Raw genomic sequence first — 15776 nt, 5'->3', positions numbered from 1 at the left:
CTCAGTTCGACAGACGGTCCAGGATGTGCGGGCCGAGGTCGGTGACGTCGCCCGCTCCCATGGTGAGAACGAGATCTCCCGGCTTCGCCATTCCCGCGACCGCGGAGGGGACGTCCGCCTTGTCGTGCACCGGCGTCACGTCGGCGCCCGCCGCCCGGGCCGCCTCGATGATCAGCTCGCTGGTCACGCCGGGGATCGGGTCCTCACGGGCCGGGTAGATGTCCAGCACGACCGAGGCGTCCGCCAGGGCCAGGGACTGGCCCATCTCCTTGCCCAGCTCCTGGGTCCGCGAGAACAGGTGCGGCTGGAAGACGACCAGGATCCGGGCGTCGCCCGCCGCCGCGCGCATGGCCTCCAGGTCGGCGGTCATCTCGGTGGGGTGGTGCGCGTAGGAGTCGATGACCTGCACGCCCGCGGCCTCGCCCTTCAGCTGGAGCCGCCGCTTCACGCCCGTGTACGCCGCCAGCGCCGCGGCCAGCTCGCCGGCGGGGACGCCGAGCGCCACGCCCGCCGCGAGCGCGGCCACCGCGTTGTGCGCGTAGTGCCGGCCGGGCACGGAGACCGTGAAGGTCAGCTCCTCGCCCTCCAGCACCACCGTGACCTCGCTCTTCAGGCCCTGCGGCACGACCGACAGGATGCGCACACCGGCGTCCTGCGACTCGCCGTACGTCACCACCCGCACACCGCGTCCCGTGACCCGGCGCGTCAGCTCGCGCGCACCCTCGTGGTCGGCGGTGATCACCAGCGTGCCGCCCTCGGTGACGCGGTCCACGAACGTCTCGAACGACTCGTAGATCTCGTCCATCGACGCGTAGTTGGCGTGGTGGTCGAGCTCGACGTTGAGGACGATCGCGACCTCGGGCGCGTACTTGTGGAAGCTGCGGTCCGACTCGTCCGCCTCGGCGACGAAGATCTCGCCCTCGCCGTGCAGCGCGTTGGAGCCGGGCGCGTCCAGGTCCCCGCCGATCGCGTACGACGGCTTCAGGCCCAGCTCGCTCAGCGACACGGCCAGCATGGACGTCGTGGTCGTCTTGCCGTGCGTACCGGCGACCGCGATCGGACGCAGGCCCTCCATCAGGGCGGCGAGCGCGTCGGAGCGGTGCACGACGGGGATGCCGAGCTCTGCCGCGCGGGCCAGCTCGGGGTTGTCCTGCCGGATCGCCGAGGACACGACCACACAGCTGGCGTCGTCGGCCAGGTGCCGGGCCGCGTGCCCGATGTGCACCGTCACACCCAGCGCCCGCAGCGCCTCGGCCGTCGCCGACTCCTTGGCGTCGCTGCCCGCCACGACGGCCCCGCGCTGCGCGAGGATCTTCGCGATCCCCGACATCCCGGCCCCGCCGATGCCGATGAAGTGCGGTCGGTCCATGGCGGTGGGAAGGCCGGGTGCCATGCGTGTCTCCCTGTGCGTGTGCGGAACGTTCAGCGGCACAGCCTATGCCGAAGCGCTGATCGGCGCCGCCACCGCCGGCGGCTACGCCTTGCTGTGCGAGAACAGCTTGAGCACCGGCACACCGACCTTGTGCCGTGCCCTCGACGCCCAGTCCCGGTGGAAGAACTCCTCCACGTAATGGGGGTCGGTCAGCACGATGACCTCATCGGCCCCGGCCTCCTCCACCAGGGACTTCAGCGCGTCCAGCGGATGATCCTCGATCAACCGTCCTTCGGATTCGCTCCCGGACGCCCGCAACGCCGCGAGCGAGACCTCCAGCGCCCGCTGCCCGACGCTCAGCGCCTCCTCGCCCTCCGGCGTCTCCCCCTCGCGTACGGCTTCGTCGAGCTCGCCGAGCGCGACGTCGTCGATGGCCCGCAGCAGCCGGTCCGCCTGCTCGCCGCGCGGCTGGAGCAGCACCTGGAAGGAGACCTGCTCCTCCCCGTGCAACGTCGTGACGAACTCCACGTCGGCGGATGTCAGGGCCTTCTCGATCATCAATACGCTTGTGAACACCAGGCGCCCCTTCTGCTCCCGGGGGCCTGCGGCCCCACTCCTCCGTAGGCCGTGCCGGGCCCTGCGGAAACCATCCTGCCCCGTGTTCGCACGGGTACTGCCGGATCCAGTGTGCCCTCCGGAAAGCAAACGGAATGGCACATTCCGCCGATTACCGGACCGGCGGTGACCACCGTACCGATTCCGGGCCTACCGACCGGTTCGGCATCCCGGCCGCCGAGACCTGTACCCCGTGCCGCGCGGTTCAGTACGTCAGGACCGCCCGTACCGCGTGAACAGGAAACCGTCCTCCTCCAGCATCGACACCAGCCTGAAGCGCTGCGGCACCGTGACGGCGGGCCCCCCGGCGATGCGCTGCGCATCGCCCGAGGTCAGCATCGGGGAGACGGTCAGGCACAGCTCGTCGAGCACGTCGGCCGCCACCAGCTGCCCGAGCAGCCGCGGGCCGCCCTCGGTCAGCAGCCTGGTGTACCCGAGGCCGGCCAGGGCCTGGACGGCGCGGGCGGGGTCCACGCCGATGCCGTCCCCGGCGGTGACCACCCGGGCGCCCGCCTTCCCGGCGGCGGCGACGCGGTCCGGGGCGGCCGAGGCTCCCGTGAGGATGAGGGTGGGCACCAGGGGCGAGGTGAACAGCGGCAGCGAGAAGTCCAGGTCGAGGCTGGCGGAGACCACCGCGATCGCGGGGGCGGGGCTCTGCCCGGCCGCCTCCCTCATCCCGGCGAACTCGGCACGCGCGCGTGCCGGCCGGTATCCCTCCTGGCGCACCGTCTGCGCGCCGACCACCACGACGTCCGCCAGCGCCCGCAGCGTGCCGAAGATCCGCATGTCGGTCGCGCTGGAGATGGGCTGGGAACGGCCGTCGTGCTGGGCGGCCCCGTCCAGCGTGGACACCATGTTGGCGCGCAGAAACGGCAGCGGCCCGCCGGGCCCCGCCTCGGGATAGGCGTACGCGGCGGCGAGCTCGGCCAGACCCCACTCCCGCCCGGCCCCCTCACGCACGTCCTCCCCGGGCACCCCGCCCGAGTCCGGAGCTGCTGTTTCATCGGTCACAGGGAACAGACGTCGCATGCCGTGCAGTGTTCCACGCGCCGTAGCATGGTGAACCGTGTCCTCTCCCCCTGCCCCCTCCGGAACCGGTCCCATAGCCGACTCCGCCCCGCTGTCCCTGTGCGCCCGTGAGCCGCGCGTTCCCGCCGACCGGCTGGTCGCCGAGATGGTGCCGCCGCCGCGGTTCGACTCGGTCCGCTTCAGCACGTACATCCCGGACCCGAACCAGCCCAGCCAGACGGAGGCCGTCCGGGTCCTGGAGGGCTTCGCGGCGGGTCTCGGCCAAGGCGCGGGCGACTCCGGCAAGCGGCGGCTGTTCGGATTCGGCAGGGCGCCCAGGAAGGCGGCCCCGACCGGCCCGCGCGGCGTCTACCTCGACGGCGGTTACGGCGTCGGCAAGACCCATCTGCTGGCGTCCCTGTGGCACGCCACCCCGGCCGAGCCCGCCCGCAAGGCGTTCGGCACGTTCGTGGAGCTGACCAACCTCGTCGGCGCCCTCGGGTTCCAGCAGACCGTCCAGACGCTGTCCGGCCACCGGCTGCTGTGCATCGACGAGTTCGAGCTCGACGACCCCGGCGACACCGTCCTGGTCTCCACCCTGCTCGGCAAGCTCGTCGACGCGGGCGTCGCGCTCGCCGCCACCTCCAACACGCTGCCCGGCAAGCTCGGTGAGGGCCGGTTCGCCGCGGCCGACTTCATGCGCGAGATCCAGGGCCTGTCGGCCCGCTTCCGCGCCCTGCGCATCGACGGCGAGGACTACCGCCACCGCGGCCTGCCCGAGGCGCCGCCCCCGTACTCCGACGAACAGGTGACCAAGGCGGCGCACGCCACCGAGGGCGCGTCCCTCGACGCGTTCTCGCCCCTCCTGGACCACCTGGCCCGCGTCCACCCCAGCCGGTACGGCGCCCTGACCGACGGAATCAAGGCCGTCTGCCTCACCGGCGTGCGGCCGGTTCCCGACCAGTCGACGGCACTCCGGCTCGTCGTCCTCGCGGACCGGCTCTACGACCGCGAAGTGCCCGTGCTGGCCTCGGGCATGCCCTTCGACCAGCTCTTCAGCGACGAAATGCTGAACGGCGGCTACCGCAAGAAGTACTTCCGGGCCATCTCCCGGCTCACCGCCCTGGCCCGCGACGCGGCCAAGTTGGCGAACTCCCGGTAACCACAACCCCAATATCGTGCCAACTGCCGTAAGGCAAGGGTTGGTTCAAGCCAAGCCACCTACGGTTTTCAGGCTCTCTTCAGCTTGAAACGTTAAGTTAACCCTGCAAACGACCTTGCGGGGTTAACGTGTTTCTTGACCAGCCATTGACTAAGCGTTGGTCATCGCTAGATGTGCGAATCACCTGAAGGGGGGCGCATGTACCGAGGTACGACGGCACGGACCGTGGTTTCGATCCTCGCCGCCGTCCTGCTCGCCCTCCAGCTCTTCGCACCGACGGCATCCTTCGCATCCGCGCACACACCCCGTGAAGTCGAGGCCAAGGCTCAGCCCGGAACTGAACCCTCCGGCATGTCTTCTCGCCCCGGAACCACATTCGGGAAGACTCTGCGCGACGAGACCGCGACCTGCCGCGCCGGACACCACGGGGGCCCGACCGGCCCCCTGCGGACCCGCGACCGGTTCCACAGCACCGACCCCGCGCCCTCGGCGCACGAGCGGCCGCTGCTGAGGCACATCCCGCCGAGAGCACCGGACCGGGTCACACCCGGCGTCGCACACGAACGCACGTCGAGATCCTCGACGTCGCACACTCCGGCAGCACTTCAGGTCTTCCGCTGCTGAGGAACAGAGCGGTTCCACCCCCCACCTGTCATGCCCGTCCGACGCGTCCCCACTGCGCGCCAGGAGGAGTCACCACACTCATGCAACCCCTCATCGACAACGCCCGCATGTTCGGACAGCGCCCTGAGGAGTTCGCCCGCCTCGCCGAGGGCCAGTCCCCCGACGTCCTGTTCATCACCTGCTCCGATTCCAGGGTCGTACCGGCCCTGATCACGGGCGCCCGGCCCGGCGAGCTCTTCGAGCTGCGCACCGCCGGCAACATCGTCCCCCCGCACGCCTTGGAACACCCCACGTCCGAGGCGGCCACCATCGAGTACGCCGTGGAAGTCCTCGGCGTCAAGGACATCGTGGTCTGCGGCCACTCGCACTGCGGTGCCGTGGGCGCGGTGGTACGGGGCGACGACCTCGCCGCCGTACCGGCGGTGCGCGACTGGCTCGCGCACGCCGCCGAGGAACCCAAGTGCGAGGACCCGGCGGACCCGACGGTCGCCGAAGCCGTGCAGAACCACGTCCTCACCCAGGTGCTGCGACTGCGGTCGTACCCGTACATCGAGCGCCGGCTCGCGGAGGGCCGACTCGGCCTGCACGCCTGGTTCTACGAGGTGCACACCGGAACCGTGTGGCAACACCACGCGGAGACCGACACCTTCGAGACTCTGTGAGGGGCGCCATGACCAAGTTCCCTCACTTGAGGCAGGACTTCCTCGCCTCCATCGTCGTCTTCCTGGTCGCCGTGCCGCTCTGCATCGGCGTGGCCGTCGCCTCCGGCGTCCCGGCCGAACTCGGCCTGATCACCGGCATCGTGGGCGGCCTCGTCACCGGCCTGATGCGCGGCAGCAGCCTCCAGGTGTCCGGGCCCGCCGCCGGCATGACCGTGCTAGTCTTCGAGGCCGTCAGCGAGTTCGGCGTGGCCGCGCTCGGCGTGATCGTGCTGATGGCCGGTCTGCTCCAGCTCGCCATGGGCTTCCTCGGCATCGGCCGCTGGTTCAGGGCCATATCCGTCTCCGTCGTCGAGGGCATGCTCTGCGGCATCGGCCTGGTGATCATCGCCGGGCAGATCTACGCGGCGGCGGGCCTGAAGGCCCCGGAGACCGGCATAGGCAAGATCGCGGGGCTGCCGGGGGCGTTCACCGACGTCCTGGGCAGCACCGAGGCTCTGATCTCGCTCGCGATCGGCGCGGGCACCATCGCCGTCATCGCGCTGTGGAAGAAGCTGCCGAAGGCCGTGCAGTCCGTGCCGGGCGCCCTCGCGGCGGTGGTCCTGGCCACGGTCGCCACGCTCGCCTTCAGCCTGCCGGTCGCCACCGTCGAGGTGGAGGGCCTGCTCGGCGTCATCCAGCCGCCCGGGACCGAGGCCCTCAGCCAACTGGCCACCCCGGCCATCTGGGGCACGATCATCGCGTTCGCGCTGATCGCCTCCGCGGAGAGCCTGTTCAGCGCGGCGGCCGTGGACCGGCTGCACGACGGTCCGCGCACCCAGTACAACAAGGAGATGATCGCCCAGGGCGCGGGCAACACCGTGTGCGGTCTGCTCGGCGCGCTGCCCATGACCGCGGTGATCGTCCGCAGCTCGGCCAACGTCAACGCGGGTGCGAAGACCAAGGCGTCCCGTGTGCTGCACGGCGTGTGGCTGCTGCTGTTCGCCGCCGCGATGCCGTGGGCCCTGGCGCTGATCCCGCTGCCCGCCCTCGCCGGCATCCTGGTGCACGCGGGCTGGAAGCTGATCCCGTTCCGCCAGGTCGTGGCGCTGTGGCGGGCACACAAGGGCGAGGCCCTGATCCTCGTGGTCACGGCCGTGTCGATCGTCGCCGTGAACATGTTCGAGGGCGTCCTGATCGGTCTGGCCCTGTCGGTCGTCAAGACCGCCTGGGAGGCCTCGCACGTGAAGCTCGAGGTCATAGACAAGGGCGCCGGTCCGATCCAGGCGTACCTGTCGGGCAACGCGACGTTCCTGCGGCTGCCGAAGATCCTCGACAGCCTGGAGAGCCTGCCCCAGGACCGCCCGGTCGAGCTGGACCTCTCGGGTCTGCACCACCTCGACCACGCCTGCCGCACGGCCCTGGAGAGCTGGGCCGAACGCCACAGCGCGACGGGCACGGAGCCGGTGAAGGTCACGGAGCCGGAGCTGTCACCGGAGGCCGAGAAGGTCACGGTCGCGTAGCGACGTAGCCGGAACGCCGACACCCCCTGGTCCGGGGCGCGCCTGGGAAGGCGCGCCCCGGACCTTCGCGTGTATGACCCCCGGTCCCCCGGCCCCCGAGGCATGGCCCCGACCCCGATTCCAGGCATATCGTTACAGGGACAGACGAAACGGACCTCTGGACGGGGAGGTCGGCATGGTCGAAGAGCTGATCGGGGCGGCGGTGGCGGCCGGGACCGCGGGGCTGGTGTATCTGGCCACGGCGGCGCGGGTCGTCAAGCAGTACGAGCGCGGGGTCGTGTTCCGGCTCGGACGGCTGCACGGAGACGTGCGGCGGCCCGGGTTCAACCTCATCGTCCCCGCAGTGGACCGGATGCGTAAGGTCAACCTGCAGATCGTGACCATGCCGGTGCCCGCCCAGGAGGGCATCACCCGCGACAACGTGACCGTGCGGGTCGACGCGGTCGTGTACTTCAAGGTCGTGGACCCGGCGGCCGCGGTCGTCAACGTCGAGGACTACCGCTTCGCCGTCTCGCAGATGGCACAGACCTCCCTGCGCTCGATCATCGGCAAGAGCGAGCTGGACGACCTCCTGTCCAACCGGGAGAAGCTCAACCAGGGCCTGGAGCTGATGATCGACAGCCCGGCCGTGGAGTGGGGCGTGACCATCGACCGCGTGGAGATCAAGGACGTGTCCCTGCCGGACACCATGAAGCGCTCCATGGCGCGCCAGGCCGAGGCCGACCGCGAGCGGCGGGCCCGGGTGATCAACGCCGACGCGGAGTACCAGGCCTCCAAGAAGCTGTCCCAGGCCGCCCAGCAGATGGCCGACACGCCCTCGGCCCTCCAGCTCCGCCTGCTCCAGACCGTGATGGCCGTGGCGGCGGAGAAGAACTCCACGCTGGTGCTGCCCATCCCGGTGGAGCTCCTGCGGTTCCTGGAGAGGGGCCACCAGGAGGGGAGCCAGCAGGCTCCGGCGCCGGCGGAACGCTCCGTCGACACGACAGAGCACCCCGTCGACACGACACAGCACCCCGTCGACACGACACAGCACCCCGTCGACACGACACAACAGGCCATCGACGAGCTGCGGCACGCGGTCGAGCAGTGACCCGCGCTACGCGCGTGGTTCCCGCGACCCGCACCAGGTGATAGACACAGCGGGATCACAGTTCCTGTCCGCCAGCAGGAAGGTTTCCCCATGACCCAAACCGGTCGATTCACCACGCGCCGTCAGATGCTCGCCGGGACGGGCGCCCTGGGCGTCGGGATCGCGTTCTCCGGTGCCCTGTCCGAACTCTTCGCCGGCACCGCCGCCGCCCAGACCCTCGGCCGCGCCGGCTACGGCCCGCTCGTCCCCGACCCGAAGGACCTGCTCGACCTGCCGGAAGGTTTCAGCTACCGGGTCCTCTCCCGCGAGGGCGACCCGCTCCGCTCCGGCGAGGGCGATGTCCCCTCCAACCACGACGGCATGTCGGCCTTCGCGGGCAGAGGCGGCCGGGTCCACCTGGTCCGCAACCACGAGAACCGCGCCGACGGCAAGGTCCCGGTCCCGGTGATCGAGGGCCTCACCTACGACCCGGCCGGCAAGGGCGGCTGCACGGCCCTGACGCTGGACTCCCGCAACCGGGTCCTGTCGGAACGCGTCGCGATCGCCGGCACGGCCGTGAACTGCGCGGGCGGTCCCACCCCGTGGGGCACCTGGCTGACCTGCGAGGAGACCGAGGACAAGGCGGGCACCGCCGGGTACGCCAAGGACCACGGCTTCATCTTCGAGGTCGACCCGGTCGACCCGCGCCGCACGGGAGCCGTACCGCTGACCGCGATGGGCCGCTTCCAGCACGAGGCGATCGCCGTCGACCCCCATCGGGGCGTGGTGTACGAGACCGAGGACGCCTTCCAGAAGCCGTTCGGCCTCTTCTACCGTTTCCTGCCGGACCGGCCGCTGGGCGGGCGGGGTTCGCTGCGCGCGGGCGGCCGGCTCCAGGCCATGCGCGTGCCCGGCGTGCCGGACCTGTCCTCGATCCAGGACATCGGCGCCGAGTTCGACCGCGTCGAGTGGGTGGACGTACCGGACCCGCAGGCCGCCCAGACGCCGATCCGGCTCCAGGACTTCGGTCCCAAGGGCATCACGCACGCGCAGAAGCTGGAGGGCTGCTACTGGGGCGGCCGGTCGGTGTACTTCGTGTCGTCGTTCGCCCACAGCGCGGACGGCTCGGCGGCCGACCACTTCGGGCAGGTGTGGCGTTACGACCCGGACCGGCGCCGGCTGACCCTGGTGATCGTCTTCGGCCCGGACACCGACATCCAGAAGCCGGGAGAGTCGCCGGACAACATCTGCCTGGCGCCCAGCGGCGGTCTGATGGTCTGCGAGGACGGTGACGGCGCCCAGCACGTCTACGGTGTGACGCGGCGCGGCGAGGTGTACGCGATGGCCCGCAACCGGCAGAACATCGGCACCCCGGAGGAGCCCGAGTGGGGTGAGTTCGCCGGGGTGACCTTCTCGCCCGACGGCGACACGATGTACGTCAACTGCTACCGGCCCGGCACCACGTTCGCGGTGACGGGCCCCTGGCGCCGGTAAGCGCGGCGCTGTTCCCGTCGGGCGCCGGGTGCGGAACCCGGCGCCCCGGCGCACGATCGAGGCTCGGGGAACGGAAGGAGCCCGGTGGCGGAGAAGGACGAACCGGAGAGGGACGAACCGGAGACGGACGAACCGGAGAAGGACACGGCGGCGGAGGACTCGGCAGTGAAGGGTTCGGCGGTGAAGGGTTCGGCGGTGAAGGACAAGAAGGCCGGGCGCGGGACCTCGCTGCGGGAGCGGCTGCGCCTCCCCGGCGGCGAGCCGGTCGACCTGTCCCGTCACGACGCCGCCGCCACTCCCGGCGGCCCGGACGGCAAGGCGGCGGGCAAGGCCGCCACGGCCCGGATCGGCGAGCGGCTCGCCGGCCTTCAGGAACGGCTGTGGGCGGCGAGCACCGCGGGCGACCGGCGCCGCGTCCTGCTGGTCCTCCAGGGCATGGACACCAGCGGCAAGGGCGGCACGGTCAAACACGTCATCGGTCAGCTGAACCCGGCCGGCTGCCGGATCACGGCGTTCAAGGCACCGACCGCCGAGGAGCGCGCGCACCCCTTCCTGTGGCGCGTGGAGAAGGCGCTCCCGCTCCCCGGTGAGCTGGGCATCTTCGACCGCTCGCACTACGAGGACGTCCTGGTCGCCCGCGTCAGGGACCTCGCGCCACGCGCCGTGATCGACAACCGCTACGAGCGGATCAACGATTTCGAGCGGTCCCTCGCCGAGGACGGCGTGACCCTGGTCAAGTGCTTCCTGCACATCTCCTACGACGAGCAGCGCCGCCGCCTGCTCAGGCGCCTCGACAGGCCGGAGAAGCGCTGGAAGTTCGCCCCGTCCGACATCGACGACCGAGCCCTGTGGCCCGCGTACCAGGAGGCCTACGAGGTGGCCCTGGAGCGCTGCGGCACCTCGTACGCGCCCTGGTACCTGGTCCCGGCCGACCGCAAGTGGTACCGCAACTGGGCGGTCAGCGCGCTGCTCCTGGAGCAGCTGCGGGAGCTGGATCCGCGGTATCCGGAGGCGGACTTCGACGTGGCGGAGTGCAGGAAGCGGCTGCTGCGGGAGTCCTGACCGGGGCGGCCGGGCCTTGGACGGTCGGGTCCTGATCCGGGCGGTCAGGCGGCCAGCAGGGCGTCGATCTGGCCGACGGCCTCCTTCAGGCCCTCCTCCATGCCCATGGTGATCAGCTGCTCCATCTGCTCACGGGAGTCGAACAGGGAGCGCATCTCCATGCGGGTGCCGCCGCCGTGTCCGCTGAGCCGCACCGTCACGGACATGGTCGGCATGTCGTCCTTGGGCTTTCCGTCGTCGTCGGCGAAGCCGTCGGTGAACTCCAGGGAGGTCGGCTCGGCGACCGAGGTGATCCGCCACCAGCCGCGGTGCCGGTCGCCCTCCGGACCGGTCATGAAGTACGTGACCTCTCCGCCGGGCGTCAGGTCGTGCTCCTCCACGGTCGCCGGGTACGTCGGCGGGCCCCACCAGCGCTCCAGCTGCCGGGGGTCGGCCCACAGCCGCCACACGCGCTCCACCGGGGCGGCGAAGTCGGCGATCAGGGTGAGGGTGAGGTTGTCGAGGTCCTTGTCGATACTGGTGACGCTCATCTCCGGGATCCTTCCGGGGTGTTGTCCTCTTCGGTACCGGGGGTTTCCGGCTCTTCGGTACCGGGGGTTTCCGGCTCTTCGGTACCGGGGTCCTCCGCGAGCAGCCGAGCCATCCGGTCCACGCGGCCGCGCCATGCCGACTCGAGCTCGTCGAGGGCCTGGCGGGCGCGGTCCACCGCGTCGGGGTCGGTGCGCACGAGCTGCTCCCGTCCGCTGCGCTGCTTGCTGACGAGACCGGCCCGTTCCAGCACCGCGACGTGCTTCTGCACCGCCGCGAAGCTCATCGGATAGGCCTCGGCCAGCCGCGAGACCGACAGCTTCCCGCGCACGCAACGGCGCAGTATGTCCCGGCGCGTGGTGTCGGCCAGGGCGTGGAACAGCCGGTCCACCGTCTCGTCGCTCAACTCATCTACAACCATTTGGTTGTACGTTAGTCCTGCCGGCCCTTCCTGTAAAGCGGAACACCGGATGCTGAAGCCGGGCAGTCGGGGGTACTCGGTGGCTCATGAGCGAGAAGCAGCAGGTCAGCAGCTCGTACTGGATGGAGACCGCACCGGACGGCCGCCATCCGGCCCTGACGGAGGACCTGGACGTCGACGTGGCGGTGATCGGCGCCGGGATCGCCGGACTGAGCACGGCGTGGGAACTGACGCGGGCCGGGCGGAGCGTGGCGGTGCTGGAGGCCGGGCGGGTCGCGGCCGGGGTCACCGGGCACACCACGGCCAAGGTCACCGCCCTCCACACACTCGTCTACGACAAGCTGCGCCGCACCCGCGGCCCCGAGGGCGCGCGGCTGTACGCCCGCTCCCAGTCCGAGGCGATCGAGCGCGCGGCCGGGATCGCCGGGGAACTGGGCATCGACTGCGACTGGGAGACCAGGAGCGCCTACACCTACGCGTGCGACCCCGGCCGGGTCGACGAGCTGCGGGCCGAGGCGCGGGCGGCCGCCGAGGCCGGGCTGCCCGCCGAGTTCGTGGAGGAGACCGGGCTGCCCTTCCCCGTGGCGGGCGCGGTCAAGGTCACCGGCCAGGCCCAGTTCCACCCCCGCAAGTACCTGCTGGCCCTCGCCGCCGACCTCGTCGAGCACGGTGGGCGGATCTTCGAGGACACCACGGTCCTCGGTCTGGACGAGGGCGAGCCGTGCCGGCTGTCGACCAGGGCCGGGGCGACGGTGCGGGCCCGGGACGTCGTCGTCGCGACGCACTACCCGATCTTCGACCGGGCCCTGCTGTTCACCCGGCTCACGCCGAAGCGCGAACTGGTCGTCGCCGGGACGATCCCCGCGGACCAGGACCCGGACGGCATGTTCATCACGCCCGACGAGAACACCCGCTCGGTGCGCACGGCACCGTACGACGAGGGCCGGCGGCTGCTCATCGTCACCGGTGAGCACTTCACGCCGGGCACGGGCGACCCGCGGGCCGCTTTCGAGCGCCTCACCGCCTGGGCCGTCGAGCACTTCCCGGACTTGGACGTCACCAACCGGTGGGCCACGCAGGACAACACTCCGACCGACACCGTGCCGATGGTCGGCCCGCTGCACCCGGGCGCCCGGCACGCCTACGTGGCCACCGGCTTCGGCGGCTGGGGCATGACCGGCGGCATCATGGCGGGCAGCCTCCTCGCCGCGCAGATCACGGGCGAGGAGCGCGAGTGGAGCGGGCTGTACGACCCGCGCCGGCTGAAGCCCGCCGTGCGGGAGGCGCCGTCGTTCCTCAAGACCCAGGCCAAGGTCGCCGGCCACTTCCTCGGCGACCGGCTGCGGCCCTCGCCGCCGGTGGAGTCCCTGCCGCCCGGCGAGGGGGCCGTGGTCCGCGCCGACGGCCACCACCGCCTCGCGGTCTACCGGGACGAGGACGGCAACCTGCACTCCTTCTCCGCCCGCTGCACCCACCTGGGCTGCCTGGTCGCCTTCAACTCCGCCGAACGCGCCTGGGAGTGCCCCTGCCACGGCTCCCGCTTCGACACGGACGGCAAGGTGATCCAGGGCCCGGCGACCAAGCCCTTGGAGCAGCGGGACCTCTGACGGCCGGGTGACGCCCGCAGCCGACGCGCATAAGAGGACGATCCCGTTCATATCTTCATACGGTGATCATTCTCCTCCGCCGTGTCGCCGCCGTGTGCGCCCTGAGCGCGGTCCTCGCCGCCTGCGGGACCGGCCGGCCCCCGCGGGCGGCCCCGCCGCCGGTGTCCGCACCGCCCTCGCGCCCTCCGACCCTCGCGCCCGGCCCCGCCGGCCTGACCCCGGTCTTCGAGCACGGTCCCCGCACCCGCGGCAGGACCGTCGCGCTCACCTTCGACGCCGACATGACCGCCGGGCAGGGGGCACGGGCGGCGGCGGGTGAGCGGTTCGACCATCCGCGGCTGATCTCGGCGCTGCGGGCGCTGAAGGCGCCCGCCACCGTGTTCATGACCGGGCGGTGGGCCGAGCAGTACCCGGACCAGGCCCGCTCCATCGGCCGGGACCCGCTCTTCGAGGTCGCCAACCACTCCTACAGCCACTACGCCTACACACGGGACTGCTACGGCCTGCCGACCGTGCCCGAGGGGCGGATGCGGTCGGACATGGAGCGGGCGTACGCCGCCTTCCGGAAGGCCGGCGTGGCGGATCCGATGCCGTACTTCCGTTTCCCCGGCGGCTGTTACGACCGGCGGGCGCTGAAGGCGCTGACACCAGCCGGCGTGACCGCCGTGCAGTGGGACGTGGTCGGCGGCGACGCGTTCGAGTCGGACCCGGACGTGGTCGCCCGGCAGGTGCTGGACGGAGTGCGGCCGGGATCGGTGGTCGTGCTGCACTGCACGCGCAGCGCCGCTCCGGCGACCGAACGGGCGGTGCGCGCGATCGTGCCCGAGCTGCGCCGCGAGGGCTACAGGTTCGTGAAGGTGTCCGAGCTGATCGGGGCGGCGGACAGCGGTGCGCGGGCCCGCCCGAAGGCACGCTGACCGGCCTACGCTGGAGGTATGAGCGAGAACGACTACTGCCTGATCGACGCGACCAGGCCGCCCCGGGCGGACGGGCCGCCGTACGCGGAGTGCGTGCTGTGCCGGGAGCCGACGGAGTACCCGGAGTCGTACAAGGGCATCACCCTCTGCCCGGTCTGCGAGTGGCAGGAGGCGCAGCGCACCGCCTGCTCAGGGTGATCTGCGGGCGGCGAGCGCACCGGCCAGGGCCAGCGCGGCGGCCGTGACCAGGGCTGCCGCGGCCAGGGGCAGCAGCGGCAGCGGGACGGTGCCCGACCGTGAGCCGGTCACCAGGCCCTGCACCGCCGCCTGCGCCGGGGAGCCGGTCGCGACGAGGGACAGCAGCGCCGCGAGCAGCAGGGCCAGGACGGCACGGCCCCGCGACCGCAGCAACGGCCGGCTGGTGAGCGCGCCGACGGCGGTGCCCAGCAGGGCGCAGGCCAGGGCGGCGAGCAGCCCGGCCCCGCAGGCGGGGGCGAGCGGCACCGGGGTGCGGTGGTCCGAGGCGACCGGAGCGCTCAGCAGCGTCACGCCGAGGGTCGCGACCGTGCCGAGCGCCGCCGCACCGGACAACGCCACCAGCAGGCAGGCCACATGGGCGCGCGCGGGCCCGACGGCCGCCGCCACGCAGCCGCGCGCGGCCTGCGGCTCGGCCGTGGCGCAGATCCGCGCCAGCCAGGCGGCGACGGGCAGCAGCGCGGCGGCGGAGTAGCCGAGCGAGTCGAGCACCGGCTGTCCGGCCTGGACGCTGACGGCGAGGAAGGCGGCGTACAGCAGGAACGGCGGCAGCCAGCGCTGGGAGCGCAGCAGCAGGGCGGCGTGGTAGCGCAGCAGGGCGGTCACCGGCGGCTCCCGGGGGCGTCGGCCTGCCGCTCCACACGCACCACGTGCCAGGGCGGGTGGGCCGTGAGCAGGGCGCGGAGCAGGACGTCGGAGTGCGGGGCGGGGACGGTGAGGCGGTGGCTGCCCGGCGCGGTCTCCTCGGCGGAGGTGACGGTCCGCCGCACGTCGTCGGGAAGCCGTCCGTCCGGCGGGCCCTGGATCTCGACCGTGACCTGCGGTCCGGACGGCAGCGGTCCCGGCCCGGCGCGCTCGGCGAGGCTCCCGTCGCGCACGGTGTACGTCGCGTCGGGCAGGCCCGCGAGGCGGCGCGGGTCGTGATCGACGAACACCACGGATCCGCCGGACGCCGTACGCTCGGCGACCGCCCGCTCCAGCTCGGCGCGGGCGTCGGTGTCCAGGCCGGTCCACGCCTCGTCCAGCACCAGCAGCTCCGGCTCCCCGAGCAGGGCCTGGGCGACCGCGACCTTCTGGCTGCTGCCCTTCGACAGCCGTGCCATCGGCGTATCGGCGTAGGCGGCGGCCCCGAGGCGCTCCAGCCACTCGGCGGCGGCACGGGCGGACGCCGCGCGGGTCAGGCCGTGCACGGTGCCGAGGTGGGTGAGGTAGCCGGCGGCGGTGAACGGCAGGGCCGGCGGGAACCGCTCGGGGACGTACGCGGTGCGCGGGCGGCCGGTGATCCGGCCCTCGCTGGGGGCGTCGATGCCGGCGAGCAGCCGCAGGAGGGTGGACTTGCCGGTGCCGTTGCCGCCCTCGACGCGGACGAGCCGGCCGGGTGCCACCGTCAGGTCGACACCACGTAACACCCAGGGGCCGCGCAGGCCGTAGCGGCGGCCCGCGTTCTCCAGGCACAGGTCGGGTCGCATGGGCCCATCCTC

16 protein-coding genes are annotated in these 15776 nt (G+C 72.2%); 9 read left to right on the top strand and 7 right to left on the bottom strand.

Features of this window, described 5'->3' with window-relative positions; all coding sequences use genetic code 11:
* Position 1: 1 nt before the first annotated feature.
* The 3 genes from murC to QC385_RS12930 all read right to left on the bottom strand — a co-directional run bounded on the left by murC (position 2) and on the right by QC385_RS12930 (position 3016).
* The gene (gene murC, locus QC385_RS12940) at positions 2-1393 is read right to left on the bottom strand and encodes a UDP-N-acetylmuramate--L-alanine ligase (protein ID WP_279541441.1); all 1392 of its coding nucleotides are present in this window, start codon (positions 1391-1393) and stop codon (positions 2-4) included.
* A gap of 81 nt (positions 1394-1474) precedes the next feature.
* A complete protein-coding gene (locus tag QC385_RS12935; RefSeq protein ID WP_279541440.1) occupies positions 1475-1948 on the bottom strand; it encodes an indole-3-glycerol phosphate synthase in 474 nt (157 codons plus the stop codon).
* A gap of 252 nt (positions 1949-2200) precedes the next feature.
* On the bottom strand, positions 2201-3016 hold the full coding sequence (locus QC385_RS12930; RefSeq protein WP_279541439.1) for a pyrimidine reductase family protein: 816 nt from the start codon (positions 3014-3016) through the stop codon (positions 2201-2203).
* A 37-nt stretch (positions 3017-3053) separates the two neighbouring features.
* Here QC385_RS12930 and zapE point away from each other — a divergent pair, with 37 nt between their 5' ends.
* The 6 genes from zapE (at position 3054) to QC385_RS12895 (ending at position 10567) form a co-directional block, all read left to right on the top strand.
* Positions 3054-4157: a cell division protein ZapE gene (gene zapE, locus QC385_RS12925; RefSeq protein ID WP_279541438.1), complete on the top strand. Its 1104-nt coding sequence runs from the start codon at positions 3054-3056 to the stop codon at positions 4155-4157.
* A gap of 704 nt (positions 4158-4861) precedes the next feature.
* Positions 4862-5443: a carbonic anhydrase gene (locus QC385_RS12915; RefSeq protein WP_086849579.1), complete on the top strand. Its 582-nt coding sequence runs from the start codon at positions 4862-4864 to the stop codon at positions 5441-5443.
* A gap of 8 nt (positions 5444-5451) precedes the next feature.
* On the top strand, positions 5452-6942 hold the full coding sequence (locus tag QC385_RS12910; protein ID WP_279541436.1) for a SulP family inorganic anion transporter: 1491 nt from the start codon (positions 5452-5454) through the stop codon (positions 6940-6942).
* A 175-nt stretch (positions 6943-7117) separates the two neighbouring features.
* Positions 7118-8032 carry a slipin family protein gene (locus QC385_RS12905; RefSeq protein ID WP_279541435.1) on the top strand — a complete coding sequence of 305 codons (915 nt, stop codon included), beginning with the start codon at positions 7118-7120 and terminating at the stop codon, positions 8030-8032.
* Positions 8033-8122: 90 nt separating this feature from the next.
* On the top strand, positions 8123-9505 hold the full coding sequence (locus QC385_RS12900; protein WP_279541434.1) for a PhoX family protein: 1383 nt from the start codon (positions 8123-8125) through the stop codon (positions 9503-9505).
* A gap of 180 nt (positions 9506-9685) precedes the next feature.
* Positions 9686-10567, top strand: coding sequence for a PPK2 family polyphosphate kinase (locus QC385_RS12895; RefSeq protein WP_443032899.1), 882 nt, complete (start codon positions 9686-9688; stop codon positions 10565-10567).
* 44 nt (positions 10568-10611) lie between these two features.
* Here QC385_RS12895 and QC385_RS12890 read toward each other — a convergent pair whose 3' ends face one another.
* Entirely contained in the window at positions 10612-11097 is a 486-nt protein-coding gene (locus tag QC385_RS12890) for an SRPBCC family protein (RefSeq protein ID WP_279541433.1), read from the bottom strand.
* Positions 11094-11516, bottom strand: a complete 423-nt coding sequence (locus tag QC385_RS12885; RefSeq protein ID WP_279541432.1) for an ArsR/SmtB family transcription factor — start codon at positions 11514-11516, stop codon at positions 11094-11096. The genes QC385_RS12890 and QC385_RS12885 overlap by 4 nt, the downstream gene beginning before the upstream one ends.
* A gap of 86 nt (positions 11517-11602) precedes the next feature.
* On the opposite strand from QC385_RS12885, the gene QC385_RS12880 reads away from it, so the two are divergent.
* From QC385_RS12880 to QC385_RS12870, 3 genes are all read left to right on the top strand, one after another.
* Positions 11603-13123 (top strand): FAD-dependent oxidoreductase, encoded by a 1521-nt coding sequence (locus QC385_RS12880; protein WP_279541431.1) that lies wholly within the window; start codon positions 11603-11605, stop codon positions 13121-13123.
* A gap of 62 nt (positions 13124-13185) precedes the next feature.
* Positions 13186-14040 carry a polysaccharide deacetylase family protein gene (locus QC385_RS12875; protein WP_279541430.1) on the top strand — a complete coding sequence of 285 codons (855 nt, stop codon included), beginning with the start codon at positions 13186-13188 and terminating at the stop codon, positions 14038-14040.
* An 18-nt stretch (positions 14041-14058) separates the two neighbouring features.
* Positions 14059-14238, top strand: a complete 180-nt coding sequence (locus QC385_RS12870) for a hypothetical protein (protein ID WP_086603996.1) — start codon at positions 14059-14061, stop codon at positions 14236-14238.
* Here the strand turns inward: QC385_RS12870 and QC385_RS12865 are convergent.
* Positions 14230-14901, bottom strand: coding sequence for an ABC transporter (locus QC385_RS12865; protein WP_279541429.1), 672 nt, complete (start codon positions 14899-14901; stop codon positions 14230-14232). The two genes, QC385_RS12870 and QC385_RS12865, sit on opposite strands and share 9 nt — an antisense overlap.
* Positions 14898-15764 (bottom strand): ABC transporter ATP-binding protein, encoded by an 867-nt coding sequence (locus tag QC385_RS12860; RefSeq protein WP_279541428.1) that lies wholly within the window; start codon positions 15762-15764, stop codon positions 14898-14900. Before QC385_RS12860 ends, QC385_RS12865 begins: the two co-directional genes overlap by 4 nt.
* Positions 15765-15776: the final 12 nt, after the last annotated feature.

The sequence above is a fragment of the Streptomyces sp. DH10 genome (assembly GCF_029813805.1).
Taxonomy (GTDB): Bacteria; Actinomycetota; Actinomycetes; order Streptomycetales; family Streptomycetaceae; genus Streptomyces; species Streptomyces coeruleofuscus.
The sequence above is the reverse complement of the archived record's forward strand: the minus strand, read 5'-3'. Positions and strand labels throughout refer to the sequence as shown.

What these genes read in the sequence shown, in the direction of transcription:
- murC (WP_279541441.1), bottom strand. Translation starts at nt 1,393, where the DNA reads ATGGCACCCGGCCTTCCCACCGCCATGGACCGACCGCACTTCATCGGC.
- QC385_RS12930 (WP_279541439.1), bottom strand. Translation starts at nt 3,016, where the DNA reads ATGCGACGTCTGTTCCCTGTGACCGATGAAACAGCAGCTCCGGACTCG.
- QC385_RS12915 (WP_086849579.1), top strand. Translation starts at nt 4,862, where the DNA reads ATGCAACCCCTCATCGACAACGCCCGCATGTTCGGACAGCGCCCTGAG.
- QC385_RS12910 (WP_279541436.1), top strand. Translation starts at nt 5,452, where the DNA reads ATGACCAAGTTCCCTCACTTGAGGCAGGACTTCCTCGCCTCCATCGTC.
- QC385_RS12905 (WP_279541435.1), top strand. Translation starts at nt 7,118, where the DNA reads ATGGTCGAAGAGCTGATCGGGGCGGCGGTGGCGGCCGGGACCGCGGGG.
- QC385_RS12900 (WP_279541434.1), top strand. Translation starts at nt 8,123, where the DNA reads ATGACCCAAACCGGTCGATTCACCACGCGCCGTCAGATGCTCGCCGGG.
- QC385_RS12890 (WP_279541433.1), bottom strand. Translation starts at nt 11,097, where the DNA reads ATGAGCGTCACCAGTATCGACAAGGACCTCGACAACCTCACCCTCACC.
- QC385_RS12885 (WP_279541432.1), bottom strand. Translation starts at nt 11,516, where the DNA reads ATGGTTGTAGATGAGTTGAGCGACGAGACGGTGGACCGGCTGTTCCAC.
- QC385_RS12880 (WP_279541431.1), top strand. Translation starts at nt 11,603, where the DNA reads ATGAGCGAGAAGCAGCAGGTCAGCAGCTCGTACTGGATGGAGACCGCA.
- QC385_RS12870 (WP_086603996.1), top strand. Translation starts at nt 14,059, where the DNA reads ATGAGCGAGAACGACTACTGCCTGATCGACGCGACCAGGCCGCCCCGG.
- QC385_RS12860 (WP_279541428.1), bottom strand. Translation starts at nt 15,764, where the DNA reads ATGCGACCCGACCTGTGCCTGGAGAACGCGGGCCGCCGCTACGGCCTG.